Source organism: Companilactobacillus kimchiensis, from assembly GCF_001438805.1.
GTDB lineage: Bacteria > Bacillota > Bacilli > Lactobacillales > Lactobacillaceae > Companilactobacillus > Companilactobacillus kimchiensis.
This window is the reverse complement of sequence record NZ_JQCF01000011.1, coordinates 44,199-59,550: the sequence shown is the minus strand read 5'-3', so window position 1 is coordinate 59,550 and position 15,352 is coordinate 44,199. Positions and strand designations below refer to the sequence as shown.

Genomic DNA, 15,352 nt, shown 5'->3' with positions numbered 1-15,352 from the left:
GATTCATTAATACCATAAGCCATCGAACGGGTTTTATGGCAAACACAAATTAGACTTTAAGGAGAAGTAATCTTGATCAAACACATCTTTTCTGACATGGACGGTACGCTCTTACGGAGCGATTGTAAAATTAGTGAAAACAACGTCAAAGTAATTAAGGACAGTCAAATACCATTTACATTGGTCTCTGCGCGGGCACCGATGGAAATGATGGAAACTATTGCTAAATTGGGATTAACTGAACCTCAAATAGCATTTAATGGTGGTCTCATTTTTCAAGAAGTAGCTCATGAGATGAAAATATTACGAGAAAATTCCATAAATTTAGTTAGTATCCAACGGATTTTAACCGAGCTTGTGAATGATTTTCCTGATATCAGTCCGAGTTTATATGATTTGAATAGTTGGTATATTGAGAAAATGGATAAAGGTATCAAATATGAGGCTGATCTGGGTGGACAAACACCTAAATTAGTCGAGTTTGTTTCTTTACTGAAACAAACTGAGATAAAAATCTACAAAATCATGCTGATTTCGTTTAATTTACAGGAAATGAAACAATTGGTTGAAAAACTTGAGGAACTTAAGCTTCCGGATATTAGTATTAAACAATCAAGTGAGAATTATTTGGAGATCACGAGTAATCATGCTCAAAAAGCACGTGGCATCAAGTATATTCAAGAATTAGAACAGTTGACTAAAGATGATATGGCCGCTTTTGGTGATGGTTATAATGATTTATCAATGTTAGAAATGGTTGGAACACCAATTGTGATGGACAATGCATTAACTGGCGTAAAGGACTATGGAAAATATATTACTAAGGATAATGATAGTGATGGCGTAGCATACGGAATTCAGAAGTTTTTAATGGAATAAAAACCTAAGAAATAGTAGTAGTTGCCCCAAATATAGATTGTCAGAGCAACTGACGCTATCCGTGATAAAAGTTATTAGCGTCACAGAATAGCTGCTCAGGCGGTCTTAAAATAGGCAATAAAAAAAACACTGAAATTTTCAGTGCTTTTTTATTTGATCATACTGTTTTGGAACAAGATATTTTTGAGATAATTAATTTCACCAAAGCCATTTTCAATGAATTCAAAGCTCAAATCCTGATATGAAAAGGTGATTTGTTGACTTCCATGCCAATGAATCAAAGCTAAGTTATCCATTTCAGTAAAGGGGATGATGAAATCACTTTTGATGGCACCACCGATATAACCCATTGTTAGTTGGTGATCTTTAACTGAAATATGGAAACAATTATTACAACTTAGACCGTTTTTAAATATTTGGACGTTTGCTAACATAATTTTGCCTTCTCCACTTTAAGAATTGACAGCCTTGAGCATACGATTCTTTAAGTAAAATGATTCACCGTAGCCAGTATTGATGAAGGAATATTTTTTGGAATCATAAATAAAATTGATTCGCTCTTCACCATAAAAATTGTCGACATTTAAATCAGTTATTTCTGAAATGGGAATGTTGATACGACGTAAGGTTTTCATACCTCTAACTAGAGTCATTGAAAGATTATCTTTTGAAAATTCATAATCGACATAACCTTTAAATGTATCTGAATCTCTGCTAGTAATTTGAATGTAAGTGAACATAGTAATCACTTTCTTCTTTCTCAATAAAAACTTTGATTATCAATGATAAATATTATTGATACCATTGATTACTTTGAATTATAAAGACAAATAATTAATCAGTAACAGCTGTCGACTTGGCTATGACAAGATGTACATAATTGAGCCACATCGTTGCTTTAAAAGTGAAGACAGACTATTTTTGAATTAATTTATTAAAGGATTCATTAATAAATATTAATAAATTCAAAGTGGGCGATAAAGATGGAAAAAAGTTTTGCAAGAAAGCTTAATTGGAAACCATTATTTAATAGTTTGATCTTTGGAGCAGCAATTGGTACTTTTATTTTTATTCTAACTGGGCAAAAGCTAGATGCCGGTATCGTTTTTGGAATCGTAGCCTTTTTCATTCAAAGCAGTATTATTTATCCGCGTAGTTTACCGACTCTGTATGGTTTTTGGAGAATTACTGAGAAAGACGTCTATTATTATGACTACAGTACGTGGAGAAAACGGATTGTAGGTATCTTTCTACCTTTGATTAAGAAGCAAGATGTCGTTTCTTTTGATAATATTGAATCATATTCGTTGGTAGTTAATAAGAATAATTCATCCAATAAAGTGACACCACATTATATTGTTCTGAGATTGGATAATGGTCATAATGTAGCTTTGGATTTATCTTGGAACTTAAAAAAATCTGGTGCACCTGAAAAAGATGTTGAGTGGGTGGTAGATTTTATTAATGATAAATTGAATCAAAAAACAGTTGAGATATTTCAGGTTTGAAAATTATGCAAACTAAAAGGGACACTCCATTTAATTGGAATGTCCCTTATTTTATTTAATATTATTCGTCGTCATCGTCATCAATTTCGCCATCAACTTCAATATCTTTTAAAGCTGAACGATCTTTTCTAACTAGGCGCAAACGATTAAGTGATACTTTACCAAGAACTAATGGTACTCGTTCTTCCACAACATCACTGTATGAAAGACCGAACCAAGTAGCTGGTGAAATGAATTTTTGAAGAACCAAGCGCATGTGAATGACACTCTTCTTGACGCTACTGATCTTCGTATCAGGTGAGAGGACCTCTTTGATAATAACAAAGGAGAAGTCCCCAACATCACGATCAGGAATTGTGGTGTATTTCTGTGGCTGTGGTCTGATCTCGCCATTAGACATCATGTCGTTAACAACTTGACGGAGATAGACATTAACCTTCTGATCGACTCTGAAACCTAGGTAGAGCTGAACACTGACCATATAATCAGTATCAAAGGTTTCAACACTATAAGCAGCTGTATATGGTTCATCAGTAACATTAACTGTTACGAACCAATAAACTTGGGCACGCTTAGGACGTTTATCAAGAATTGAATAAAGGATATTCTTCTTGATTCGATAGCCGTCATGAATCTTAGTTAAGTAAACCAAGTTAGTTGTATATAGTGGGTAACTAGGATCTTTTCTCAAATCATTTAATTGATGTTTGAAAGCTAATAGAGAAACAAAGTGACTCCGATAAGTATTGTCGTCCTTAAGACGTTCCCCATATCTCCAGATAAACATAACTGCAATCAATAAAGCAGCAATTGTCATTGTGATGTAAGCACCATGAATGAATTTACTACTGTTGGTTACAAAGAAAATACTTTCAATGATAAAGAAGAAACTAATGATAATTGTCGTAAAGAAACGATTAGCACGTTTCATCAATAACCATTGATGGAGCAAGATAGTTGTCATCAACATCGTGATCGTAATTTCTAGACCATAGGCGTTTGACATGTTTTCAGATGTTTTGAAGAACAAAACAATGAACAAACAAACGACCCAGATGATTGAATTAACAGTTGGGATGTAAAGCTGTCCCTTAAAGTTAGTTGGATAATAAGTTTTTAATCTTGGGAAAATTCTTAATTTAGTAGCTTCAGATACCAAAGTATATGAACCAGAAATCAAGGCTTGAGAAGCGATGATAGCAGCCATAGCTGAAAGGAAGATTCCAAAGAGTCTAAAATCAGCGGGGATAGATTGATAGAACGGATTCATAGCTGAACCCATGTTTTGAAGCGAAGCGTTATCTTTAACGCCAATTATCCAAGCAGCTTGACCTAGATAACTTAGTAATAAACAAATTTTAACGAAAGGCCAACTGGTATAAATATTAGGTCGACCAACATGTCCCATGTCAGAATAAAGGGCTTCAGCACCAGTAGTAGCAAGGAAGATACTGCCTAGGATGAAGACACCACGAATATTCATGGGACTTCTTAATAGAGCAATTGCATAGTAAGGATTCAAGGCTCTGATAATAGTCCAGTCAGAAGAAAGATTGATGATTCCAATCAAACCAAGAAAAGCAAACCAGACCAACATGATGGGACCAAAGGCTCGTCCAATCAGTTGTGTCCCAAATCTTTGAATGAAGAATAAAGTTGACAAGATAATCAAAGTAACGATGATTACTTGATTCTGTGTATTGATCAGGATGGTATTGTTGATTGCAATACCCTTTAAACCTTCAATCGCAGCTGTAACGGTAACAGCTGGCGTCATCATACCATCAGCAAGGAAGGTTGCCCCACCAATCATTGCTGGGATGATCAACCACTTAGCACGCTTTCTAACCAAAGTGTAAAGGGCAAAAATACCACCTTCACCACGGTTATCAGCTCTCAAAGCGATTAACACGTATTTAATTGTTGTTACTAAGGTCAGTGTCCAAAATATTAATGAAACACTACCTAGAATAAAATCGGTGGACATTTTTCCAAGTCCACCATTCCCAACCATCAAAGAGTGCATAACATATAGGGGAGAGGTACCAATATCCCCGTATACGATTCCTAAAGCAATAAGGAATCCTGCGACACTTTTCTTGGAATGGGGGTTATTCTTCAACGAGTTTAGTTGCATCTTTTCCATATAAATAATCTCCAAAAATAAACAGTTCAACGGCAATTGTAACATTAGATTTGATAGTATGAAACCACTTAATTTTAGTCGCGTTAGTTTCGATATATATCAAAGCATTTAGCCGATTTGGGTTTTAATTCAAGTGGACAGGGACAAGTAATGATGAATTATCCAATTGAACTGTATATTTGATATTTTGATTACCGCGAACCGTCATGCCAAAGTCTGTTGCGTAAACAATCAGACCTAGTTGATGGCCCTGAAGTAATTTATAAAATGTTGGTTGTAGTTCAACATTAATATTATAAAAGACATTGGGTTTTAGTTCATCAACTTTATAGTTGTTTTCGCGGTTTTGTAAATTAAGATGTCCTTTAGTGATCATTTTGAAAGGAGTAGCTGGACCAGAAGTGAATTCACGTAAATTATCTTCACGCCAGTCATAAGTCTCCGCTAAATTATTTTTGCCCAAAATAGAAGGTGAAACATTCAGACGTTTGGCAGTTCCATAATCAATTAGTTGGAAACTTAAGAGGCCAATGTCTTCATTAGAGGAAACACTTAGATTGATTTTAGTTTTACCGTCAATAATTAAATCTTTATCTAAAATATCAGTTTTGAAGGTAAGGTGGTTTTTGCTTAGCTTATCGTCAGAAGCAATTAGATCATGTTCCCAAGCATCGTTATGATCACGATAGAGTGCAAAGGTGTCATCAGCTAACTTGTCGGCGAATGATTTGGTAAGGGTGGGAGTTGTTTCAGTAACTAATTTATCAGCTGATAAATTATATTTAATTTGCTTATTTTCGTCGCTAGACCAGTCTTTATAGGCCGTCCAATTCTCGGGTTTAGTATTATCCTGAATAATGACATTAGGAATTATTTCCTTAGCCTGATTTTCAATGCCAAGTAATTCATGGGTTAACCAGAGGTTAATAATATCGTTATAGTCAATAGATCTGAAAGCGTTGATATAAATATGTTGTCCTTGATGGAGAATAATCTTTTGCGTAACGCCGTTATGTTTAATGCCATTCCAGAGACGCTCAACGTTTCTAGGTTTAACGTTCCAGTCGTTCAAACCATGGACCATGAAGACGTCAGCAGTGATATTCTTGAAGTCTTTATGGTAGTTACGAGCGTCCCAGAAGGTATTGTAATCACCAGTGTTACGATCTTCACCCTGATAAATAGATTTAATCTGTTCATTCCAATCATCTTTTACTTTATTAAAATCGCCTGGTTGCAAACGGCGACTAAAGGTCTCTTCAGCTAAAACATCAGCATCTTCACCTGGGAAACCACCAGGGGCAATTACTAGGCCACCATCACGATAATAGTCATACCAGTTGGAGATAGCAGCTTCACTGATGACAGTTTTTAGTCCCGTAACACCGGTAGTTGCTGCGGCAGTGGCCATAGTACCTAAATATGATCGCCCAGTCATAGCAACTTTTTGATTAGTCCACCAGGCTTTAATTTGAATATTATCGGTACGATTAGTAAAGGCGGGGACTTGACCGGTTAGCCATTTGATGATTGAAACGGTTGAAGTGGTTTCTTCTGAGTCACCAGTGGTTCTTAAACCGTCGGAATCTTTGGTACCAATACCAGCCATGTAGATGACGGCAAATCCACGAGCTAAGAAGTAATCATTAAGGGTGTATGAACTTTCTCTGGAGAAAGTTTCTTCAGCTTGTTTGGTTTGTCCATTAATTGTACGGGGTCTGGGTAGTGGAGTTTCAGAATCGTGATATTCAATGTCGGAATATTTTAAATTATTTGGTTGTTTATGTGCCAAAGGTACATTGACATTATGAGTTAATTTTTCACCAGTTTCGTCATTAGTTCCTTGATTATAAGGACTGGCTGTATAAAGAACTGGGACTTTTAAGCCTTGTTCAGTTTCTCTGGGACGTAAGATTTCCGCCTTGAGTAGGTCACGCTTACCGTCATGGTCACTATCTTGGGGTGATTCGACATAAACGACCTCACGGATCAATTGATGTGGATCAAAGACAGGTAAGGTTTTACCATTAAATAATAAAGGTTTAGTTACTTTGCCATAGAATTGTGTGAAATATCCCTTAGTTGCCAAGGAGTCGACAAAAGTTTGCCCAATCTTATTGTGAGTAGCTAGGAGCCAGTACCAAGCAGATTTCAATTCATCAGTTGAAAAAATAGCTGCCTGATGATCAGCGACGAATAATTGAATCTTTTTCATGGCTGCCAATGGGTTATCAAATGAAAAGTCGACATCAGGATTGAATTTGAGGAGTTGTAAAGCAACATTGTAGAATGCTTCAACGGTAACATTGGTGGCGGAGTCCAAATATTCATCCAAATTCATGTCACTAGTTGCCATATAAGTCTGCAATTTTTCTTCAAGAACAGATGATGTTTGAGCTTCTAGAAAGCTCTTGCTTAGAAAACTTTTCCAAAGCTTGATCGTATCAGTTTCGGATTCATTATCCCTATCCAGAAACTTGATTTCCTTTAATTCGGTTAATTGATCTTTAAAATCTGTGGGACGAATTGCAAATTGATTATTTTTCATTATGACAACTCCTTTTAGATATTAAATTCCTTATATAATGCACTCTATATTAAATCAGTAGAAACTTCAAACTTCAGTTGAAACTGTAAGGATTTTTTATGAATACTAGCTGTATTATCAGTGATAATAACCTAATTATTTTAAAATGACTAATTAATTGATGTTATTGATAATTTTCCTTAGAGTGTAAGTTAACAGAATCATTATTATGATGCCGCTCTCCACAAGGAAGAAAAAGATGGCTGGAACATATCGGGCACAACTTGGAGCCTATCATCAATGCGATAGGCATTGACAATAGTCTTCAAGCTTGGCCTTTTACTAATCCGGCAAGGTTCGCTGAATAAGTAAAATGTCGCTATTGAACCATTTTTTCTTCCTTGCTCCGAGCTAGTTGGTTGATTTCTATACTATGTAATTGAAAAACGCTTTTATATTACTGACTTTAAATAGATTTTTGTCACTAGTGTATCTTTCTAGGAATTAGCAATAGCCTGTATTGACTATTAACTAATATAGGTTTTTCGAATTAAAAATATATATTTTCATTAACAGAAACAAACAATCAAAGAGTTAATTAGTCTGGAATAAAAATCGGCAATAGGGTCAGCCGTGAAATTCTACTAGGTCAGCCTCCGTCCTTTGCTGGCCTAGTAGAAGGCTCGATTTCAAACCAACTCCGAACTTGAGTTGGTTCGAAACGATGCCCACCGCGTTCGACCCTATTGCCGATTTTTATGGAAGACGGGAAGCTAAGTTAACTTATGATCTAATCGAACTTTAGAAATAGTTTTTAGTTTTACTAAAACTTATATCAACGATAAAAGAGAGCCCATATTAGCTGACATTACATCAGTTAATATGGGCCCTCTTTGTGAAAAACGGGAAGTTAAATACATTCTCGTTCTATTAATGTAGAAATTAGATTAAGCTAAAGCACCCATTGGATCCCATGGTGCTAGAACTTTAGGCTCTTTAGATTCTGTTTCAAAGGTATTCTTTAAATCATCTGATAAGTATTTCTTGTTGATAACTAGTTGATAAACGTATTCATCAAACCATGAGTCACTCATCACGAAGTAACCCTTGTTACCGACTTTTTCACCCCATGAATTTTCAACTTTCCACTTGAGTGGATTGCCGTTTTCATCAAGATCAACACCAGTAATAACCATGGCATGGGTCATCATACTTTCGATGTAATCAAGACGTTCTGCTTTAGTCATCTTGAGATCAGTGTTCAAAAGCCCTTCAAGATCATAGATATTTGTGTCCATGATACCGATCTTACGATCAGAGCTTTGACCAACATCACTACCGAACCAAACTGTTTCGCCAGCTTGGAGTTGTTTAACAGCTAACTTTTTGAAGTCATTGATTTCAAGGTTCAAGTGACGAACTTGGCGACCGCCGATAACGTTACCTAACATTTCAACAGTATAGACGTGGTTGTAAGGTTTATCAGCAGTGGGTGCGTTGATTGTTGAAATATAACTGTCTAAATCCCAGCCAACATATTTCTTGAAGAACTCTTGAGGTGTGATGCCTGTTTCTTTGTGATAGTTCTTGTCGTCATCACGATATGACCAGTCAAACTTAGTAGGTGGAACGCCGACTGTATAAACTAGAATCTTGTAAATTTCACTTAATAATTCATTCTTTTTACGGTTAATATCTTCTTCAGATTTGTTGTCATTAACAAGGTTACGTAAAATGATGGCATCTTTACGTAATTTCTTGTTAAGAACCGTGTTTAATTCAGAAGAGTTTGTTCGACTGAATGTATCAGGCATTACAGCCTTAGGAACGACACCATATTTTTGAACAAGTGCCATGACCATATCCCATTGACCACCATCTTGTTGAGGGGTTGTCATTAAGAAGTCGACTTTACGGTCGCCAACTGGAAGGGCAGCAGTGTTGATAACGTTTTGGAAGAAGTAGTTAGATTTTTCTAATTTGTCCCAGAACAACATGTAACCTTGTGATAATTCAAAACCCTTGATCTTGAAGTTATCTTGAAGAGGGTGTCTCATAGTGTTCAAGGCAGCGAATACCCAGCAAAGGCCAGATTGTTTTTGGTCAGCAACTTTACCAGTATCAAGTTCAACTGAGAAAGTTGGGTCCATGGCTACTTTAGAAGCAATAGTTTCACTTGATTTGTATAAACCGTTGTTAGCAACCGCGTTTTTTATTGCTGAAGAACCGGGTGTCTTTTCAAAAGCAGTTTGAAATTTAGTTAAATCTGTTGATGTAATTTCTTTAGTCATACAATATTCTCCTCTATCTGATATTATCGATTACTTTTGGTCCATCATCATAACCGACGATAATAGTATTAACTATATCAAGAAATAGTCCGTGTGCAACTATTCCCACTTGGTGATCTAACCATTCAGCCAACAAATGTGGGTGTGTGATTGAACCCATTTTTAAATCAATAACATAATTTTTATTGTGAGTTAAAACACGTTTGCCATTTTCATCTAAACGAAATTCAGGATGTAATTCTTCTCTTTGTAGGTCAGAGAAAGTTTTTTCACAACCGAAAGGAATAACTTCTAGTGGCAATGGGAAACTACCTAAAGTATCAGCCAACTTTGATTGGTCAACAATCCAGATATTCTTAGTTGAGTTAGTCGCAACCATTTTTTCAAGTAAGTGAGCAGCACCGCCACCCTTGATACCTTGATAATTTCTATCAATTTGGTCAGCACCATCAATGGTTAAGTCGATATGATCGACATCATTGAGGTCCTTAGTAGGGATGCCTAGAGATTTAGCTTGCTTCTCAGAACGTGAAGAAGTGGTAACAGCAACGATGTTTTTAATTTCACCAGCTTGATATCTGCGACCAAGTTCTTCAATCATAAAGTAAACAGTTGAGCCAGTACCAAGACCAACGACTGTATCACTCTTAATAAAATCAACGGATTTAACACCAACGGCCTTTTTCAATTCATTTTGATCCAACTAATTTTCCCCCTTTAGTAACTTTTGGTAATTTTCAGTTAATAAAAATCTGATTTCTGGTTTTCTTTCAAAAGCAGCTTTAGCATATTCACAAACAGGTACGATCTTCAAACTTTTTAAGTCTGCATAATCTAAGGCTGCATTGAGCAATTTTCCGGCGAGACCTTGTCCACGATAACTATCATTAACATAGGTATGATCAAGTGAAATAACCCCATCTTTGACTGTCGAATAGGTAATTTCACCAATCATGTCATCATTATCTTCGAGATAGAAACGACCATCTTCATGTTTCATTTCCATATAACTACCTCCTGCTTGATTAATTTAGTTTAATTTTACTCTATTATAAGAAGAAAGTCAGTGTTATGAATAGTCTTATAGCGGTTAAAATGCTATTATTTTAGATATCTAATGCGTAAGGAGTTTTCAATTTGACAAAAAAACGTGGATTTGAAATTGTAAAAAAATATGAGGATCAGGGTATTAATTTACCAATTCGTCAAACTAAAAATGCTGCCGGTTATGATATTGAAAGTGCTGCTGATTTCGTAGTACCTTCAATTTGGAAATTCGGTGTATTAAATGTTTTTAAATTTTTACTTAATAAAGGCAAAATGGATGATGAAAAAATCACTGAGGTTCAAAAAGCAATCAAACCGGTCTTAGTCCCAACGGGGATCAAGGCTTTTATGCAGGAGGATGAAGTGTTACTTATTGCTAGTCGTTCCAGCAATCCATTAAAACGTGGTTTATCGATTCCTAATGGAATTGGTGTTGTCGATGCTGATTATTACAATAATGAAGCCAACGAGGGTGAATTATTCGTACAATTGATTAACTTTTTTCCAGTGGATTATAAAGTCAAGAAGGGCGAACGTTTGGCCCAAGGTATCTTTATTAATTATCTGACTACAGATGATGATGAAGGTGGTTTAACACAACGTCATGGAGGATTTGGTTCTTCAGGAATATAATAGAAAGGAACTATTTTATTGGCTAAAGCTAAAACAAAATTTGTTTGTCAGAATTGTGGTTATGTTTCACCTAAATACTTAGGACGTTGTCCTAACTGTGGCGTTTGGAATCAAATGGTTGAGGAAGTTGAACGGTCTGAAACTGCCAAAGCAAGTGCTACACCAAGTCGTCGAGTTAGTGACTTAACATCGAAGCCAGTTAAAATTGGTGATGTTTCTTTTGAAAAGGAACCTAGAGTTAAGACACAAATGGGTGAATTGAATCGGGTACTTGGTGGAGGAATCGTTCCAGGATCATTGATTTTAATCGGAGGCGATCCCGGAATCGGTAAATCAACCTTGTTAACGCAAGTTTCTGGTCAATTGGCCAATACTGGCGGTAAGGTTTTATACGTTTCAGGTGAAGAGAGTGCTTCTCAAATCAAGATGCGAGCTGATCGTTTAGGTATTACTGGGGATGATTTATATCTTTATCCTCAAACGGATATGAGCTATATTCGTCAGACTATCGATGACATGCATCCAGATTATTTGATCATTGATTCTGTCCAGACGATGGATGAACCCGAGATAACTTCAGCGGTTGGTAGTATTTCTCAGATTAGAGAAGTCACAGCCGAATTGATGAATATTGCCAAGCAACAAAATATCACCATTTTTGTGGTGGGACATGTTACCAAAGGTGGTGCCATTGCTGGACCTAAAATATTGGAACACATGGTGGATACTGTTCTATACTTTGAGGGGGACACGAACCACAGTTACCGTATTTTGCGTTCAGTTAAGAACCGATTTGGTTCGACTAATGAAATTGGTATTTTTGAAATGCAAACTAAAGGTTTGATCGAAGTTGCCAATCCATCAGAAATCTTCTTGGAAGAACGACTTGTTGATGCCAATGGTTCTGCAGTTGTTGTTTCAATGGAAGGTACAAGACCAATTTTGGTTGAAATCCAATCATTGATTACACCAACGGTTTTTGGTAATGCTAAACGAACGGCCACTGGTTTGGATCATAATCGTGTTTCAGTTATCATGGCAGTTTTAGAAAAACGTGGTAATTTAATGCTTCAGAACCAAGATGCTTATTTGAAATCAACTGGTGGAGTTAAATTGGACGAACCAGCAATCGATTTGGCCCTAGCAATGTCAATTGTTTCCAGCTATAAAAATATGGGAATTTCGGGTACAGATTGTTTTGTTGGCGAGGTTGGTTTGACTGGTGAAGTTCGTCGGGTCAACCGAATCGACCAGCGGGTCAATGAAGCTGAAAAGTTAGGCTTTAAACGTATTTTTATTCCTAAGAATAATCTTGGTGATTGGTCGAAAAAGAATAAAATACAAATAATTGGCGTTAGCACCGTAGCGGATGCAATGCACAAGATTTTTTAATGAGGAGGTTTTTATGCGAAAAATTGTAGTGAATATAATTTTTGCATTATTAGGTATTGCTGTTGGTATTACAGTATTACCTAGTTTGTGGGAAGTATCAGGTTTAGCAGGAATTGCTTTTGTCAATAACGGCTATTTTGACGGACTTATTGGATGTATTATATTTTATTTTGTGTCGTTCTTGTTTGTTAAACCAATTTTGGATTTGAATCAACAAATCGAAAGATATCTAAATTCAAGATCACCAGGTTGGATCATTTATGGATCTGGATTTTTGATTGGTGGGTTAGTTTTAGCTAATATCATCTCAATTCCGTTCTATTTAATGCACAATATGTTTTCAAATGTGATCCCAGTAATTTTGATGATTGTCTTTGGTTGGATCGGATTTAGAATGGGAACTAGTCGTCGTAACGATTGGAGCAACTTCTCCATTTCGAAACGTAATACAAATAGTAATAACAACACTAGTAACAATAGTAAGGTGGCTGATAAGAGTGAAACAATAGCTCCTGAGGGTGAAGTAACTCGTCGTTCAGCTAAAAAGGATTACTATCCTTATAAAATCCTGGATACTTCAGTTGTGATCGATGGTCGAATCCATCAAATAGCACAGACCGGATTTTTGGAAGGTAAGTTGATGATTCCGGATTTTGTGGTTCATGAATTACAACTTATTTCCGATTCAAGTGATAATCAAAAACGTGAACGTGGTCGTCGTGGTTTGGATATTTTGAATGAAATCAAGATGGATCAAACTATCAATTATGAAACGACAACACGTGATTATGATAATATTCCAGAAGTTGATATGAAATTACTTAAATTGGCTAAAGAAATCGGTGGTGCTGTCATCACAAATGATTATAATTTAAGTAAGGTCAGTGAATTTCAGGGTGTTCAAGTACTTAACATTAATGAACTAGCCAAAGTTTTGAAACCCATGGTTTTGCCAGGAGAAACAATGACTGTTAAAGTTATAAAAGAGGGTACTGAAAGAGAACAAGGTGTTGCATATCTAGAAGACGGTACAATGGTAGTTGTTGAAGAAGGTAAATACTTTATCAATAAACAAGTTGATGTCGTTGTAACTAGTGCATTGCAAACTGACGCTGGTAAAATGATTTTTGCAAAGCCTAAACATTCAATGCATGGTATCCAGGAAAAGAGTAGTGCCAAGGAGAGTCCTAACAGCCATCCTAATAGTAGTAGCAACAATACTAATAGTAATGGTAATAAGAATTCGACTAAAAACAACTCGAGAAATAAAAGGGGAGAACAAAGAAATGGCAAAAAAGTCAGATAATAAAATTCGTGTAAGATATGCTCCAAGTCCAACAGGTCACTTACATATTGGGAATGCTAGAACCGCTATCTTTAACTACTTGTTCGCACGTAGTCATAAAGGAACTTTCATTATCCGTATCGAAGATACAGATACAAAGCGTAACGTTGAAGGTGGAACAAAGAGTCAACTAGAAAACCTTAAATGGCTTGGAATTGACTGGGATGAAGGTCCTGATGTCGGTGGTGACTATGGTCCTTATCGTCAATCAGAAAGAAAAGATATTTATCAAAAGTATATTGATGAATTACTTGAAAAGGGCTTAGCTTACAAATCATATCTGACTGAAGAACAACTAACAAAAATGCGTGAAGACCAAGAAGCACATGGTCAAATGCCTCATTACGAATACGAATTTGAAGGCATGTCTGATGATCAAAAGGCTGCTAAGATCAAAGAAGCAGAAGATGCTGGTTTACAACCTGTTGTTAGATTCCACGTACCAGTTGGTAAGAACTACGAATGGGATGATATCGTAAAAGGTAATGTTTCAATCGGTTCAGATACTATCGGTGGCGATTGGGTTATCCAAAAACGTGACGGTATGCCTACATACAATTTTGCCGTTGTTGTTGATGACCATTTGATGGAAATTTCTCATGTTCTTCGTGGTGATGATCACGTTGCTAATACACCAAAACAATTGATGATTTATGAAGCCCTTGGCTGGGAAGCACCTAAGTTTGGTCACATGACACTTATCATCAATACTGAAACTGGTAAGAAGTTAAGTAAACGTGATGAATCAGTTCTCCAATTCATCGAACAATATCGTGAACTAGGTTACCTACCAGAAGCTATGTTTAACTTCATTACTTTATTAGGTTGGTCACCAGTTGGTGAGGATGAATTATTCACACGTAAGCAATTTATCAAGATCTTTGATGAAAACCGTTTGAGTAGATCACCTGCTAAATTTGATCAAAAGAAACTTGAATGGGTCAACAACCAATATGTTAAGGGTGCTGATGTCAGTGAGATTACTGACTTAGTTATCGCTAACTTAGTTGAAGCTAAACATATTTCAGCCGATCCAACTACTGATGAAATTCAATGGGTCAGACATCTAACTGAACTTTACATGCCACAAATGTCATACACACAAGAAATTGTTGAATTATCAGATGTCTTCTTTAATCAACCAGAACATCTAACAGATGATGAACAACAAGAACTTGCTAATGATGACGCTAAGAAGGCCATTGAAGATTTGAAAGGAAAACTAGAAAACTTGAGCCGTTTCACAGCTACTCAAATTATGAATGCCATTCAATCAGTTAGAGCCGATACTGGTGTTAAAGGTAGACAACTATACATGCCAGCAAGAATTGCTACTACAAGAACAATGCATGGTCCAGCAATTGCTGAAACTATCGAATTGTTTGGTAAGAAACAAGCACTTGCTAACATTGATAAAACATTAGCTGAAATGAAATAAAGAGAGTGGAGCAAGGGTGGTCAGCTTCCGAGGATTAGCACTACAAACTCAGTTGAATGCGAAGCAGGCGACAGAGTTTGTTGAGTTAACCGGAAGAAGTTACCCTTGTGTAACTCGTTTCAAAAAGAGAGTGGAGCAAGATATTC

Annotated in this window: 13 protein-coding genes; 6 read left to right on the top strand and 7 right to left on the bottom strand. The window is 36.2% G+C overall.

The genetic code is table 11. The features are described 5' to 3' along the window. Positions 1-72 precede the first annotated feature (72 nt). Positions 73-879 (top strand): Cof-type HAD-IIB family hydrolase, encoded by an 807-nt coding sequence (locus IV57_RS07105; protein WP_057880818.1) that lies wholly within the window; start codon positions 73-75, stop codon positions 877-879. A 149-nt stretch (positions 880-1,028) separates the two neighbouring features. On the opposite strand, the gene IV57_RS07100 is transcribed toward IV57_RS07105, so the two are convergent. Together IV57_RS07100 and IV57_RS07095 are read right to left on the bottom strand one after the other, a co-directional pair. Beyond that, a complete protein-coding gene (locus IV57_RS07100) occupies positions 1,029-1,313 on the bottom strand; it encodes a hypothetical protein (protein ID WP_057880817.1) in 285 nt (94 codons plus the stop codon). 18 nt (positions 1,314-1,331) lie between these two features. Next, positions 1,332-1,619 (bottom strand): hypothetical protein, encoded by a 288-nt coding sequence (locus IV57_RS07095; RefSeq protein WP_057880816.1) that lies wholly within the window; start codon positions 1,617-1,619, stop codon positions 1,332-1,334. A 243-nt stretch (positions 1,620-1,862) separates the two neighbouring features. Between IV57_RS07095 and IV57_RS07090 the strand changes: the two genes are divergently transcribed. Further along, a complete protein-coding gene (locus IV57_RS07090) occupies positions 1,863-2,387 on the top strand; it encodes a hypothetical protein (RefSeq protein WP_057880815.1) in 525 nt (174 codons plus the stop codon). Between the two features lie 61 nt (positions 2,388-2,448). Here the strand turns inward: IV57_RS07090 and IV57_RS07085 are convergent, their stop codons facing one another. The 5 genes from IV57_RS07085 to IV57_RS07065 all read right to left on the bottom strand — a co-directional run bounded on the left by IV57_RS07085 (position 2,449) and on the right by IV57_RS07065 (position 10,357). Continuing rightward, complete coding sequence (locus IV57_RS07085) at positions 2,449-4,524, bottom strand: KUP/HAK/KT family potassium transporter (RefSeq protein WP_057880840.1); 2,076 nt, start codon at positions 4,522-4,524, stop codon at positions 2,449-2,451. 133 nt (positions 4,525-4,657) lie between these two features. Beyond that, positions 4,658-7,081 carry a Xaa-Pro dipeptidyl-peptidase gene (locus tag IV57_RS07080; RefSeq protein WP_057880814.1) on the bottom strand — a complete coding sequence of 808 codons (2,424 nt, stop codon included), beginning with the start codon at positions 7,079-7,081 and terminating at the stop codon, positions 4,658-4,660. Between the two features lie 926 nt (positions 7,082-8,007). Then, positions 8,008-9,351 carry a C1 family peptidase gene (locus IV57_RS07075; protein ID WP_057880813.1) on the bottom strand — a complete coding sequence of 448 codons (1,344 nt, stop codon included), beginning with the start codon at positions 9,349-9,351 and terminating at the stop codon, positions 8,008-8,010. A 13-nt stretch (positions 9,352-9,364) separates the two neighbouring features. Then, positions 9,365-10,054 carry a ribose-5-phosphate isomerase RpiA gene (gene rpiA, locus IV57_RS07070; RefSeq protein ID WP_057880812.1) on the bottom strand — a complete coding sequence of 230 codons (690 nt, stop codon included), beginning with the start codon at positions 10,052-10,054 and terminating at the stop codon, positions 9,365-9,367. Then, positions 10,055-10,357, bottom strand: a complete 303-nt coding sequence (locus IV57_RS07065; protein WP_057880811.1) for a GNAT family N-acetyltransferase — start codon at positions 10,355-10,357, stop codon at positions 10,055-10,057. Positions 10,358-10,488: 131 nt separating this feature from the next. On the opposite strand from IV57_RS07065, the gene IV57_RS07060 reads away from it, so the two are divergent. From IV57_RS07060 to gltX, 4 genes are read left to right on the top strand one after another with little or no spacing between them, the layout of a single operon-like run. Continuing rightward, positions 10,489-11,031, top strand: coding sequence for a dCTP deaminase/dUTPase family protein (locus IV57_RS07060; RefSeq protein WP_057880810.1), 543 nt, complete (start codon positions 10,489-10,491; stop codon positions 11,029-11,031). Between the two features lie 18 nt (positions 11,032-11,049). Then, positions 11,050-12,423: a DNA repair protein RadA gene (radA, locus tag IV57_RS07055; RefSeq protein WP_057880809.1), complete on the top strand. Its 1,374-nt coding sequence runs from the start codon at positions 11,050-11,052 to the stop codon at positions 12,421-12,423. A 13-nt stretch (positions 12,424-12,436) separates the two neighbouring features. Then, a complete protein-coding gene (locus IV57_RS07050; protein ID WP_057880808.1) occupies positions 12,437-13,729 on the top strand; it encodes a PIN/TRAM domain-containing protein in 1,293 nt (430 codons plus the stop codon). Then, positions 13,710-15,206, top strand: a complete 1,497-nt coding sequence (gene gltX / locus IV57_RS07045) for a glutamate--tRNA ligase (protein WP_057880807.1) — start codon at positions 13,710-13,712, stop codon at positions 15,204-15,206. Before IV57_RS07050 ends, gltX begins: the two co-directional genes overlap by 20 nt. Positions 15,207-15,352 lie beyond the last annotated feature (146 nt).

What these genes read in the sequence shown, in the direction of transcription:
- IV57_RS07100 (WP_057880817.1), bottom strand. Translation starts at nt 1,313, where the DNA reads ATGTTAGCAAACGTCCAAATATTTAAAAACGGTCTAAGTTGTAATAAT.
- IV57_RS07095 (WP_057880816.1), bottom strand. Translation starts at nt 1,619, where the DNA reads ATGTTCACTTACATTCAAATTACTAGCAGAGATTCAGATACATTTAAA.
- IV57_RS07090 (WP_057880815.1), top strand. Translation starts at nt 1,863, where the DNA reads ATGGAAAAAAGTTTTGCAAGAAAGCTTAATTGGAAACCATTATTTAAT.
- IV57_RS07085 (WP_057880840.1), bottom strand. Translation starts at nt 4,524, where the DNA reads ATGCAACTAAACTCGTTGAAGAATAACCCCCATTCCAAGAAAAGTGTC.
- IV57_RS07080 (WP_057880814.1), bottom strand. Translation starts at nt 7,081, where the DNA reads ATGAAAAATAATCAATTTGCAATTCGTCCCACAGATTTTAAAGATCAA.
- IV57_RS07075 (WP_057880813.1), bottom strand. Translation starts at nt 9,351, where the DNA reads ATGACTAAAGAAATTACATCAACAGATTTAACTAAATTTCAAACTGCT.
- IV57_RS07065 (WP_057880811.1), bottom strand. Translation starts at nt 10,357, where the DNA reads ATGGAAATGAAACATGAAGATGGTCGTTTCTATCTCGAAGATAATGAT.
- IV57_RS07050 (WP_057880808.1), top strand. Translation starts at nt 12,437, where the DNA reads ATGCGAAAAATTGTAGTGAATATAATTTTTGCATTATTAGGTATTGCT.
- gltX (WP_057880807.1), top strand. Translation starts at nt 13,710, where the DNA reads ATGGCAAAAAAGTCAGATAATAAAATTCGTGTAAGATATGCTCCAAGT.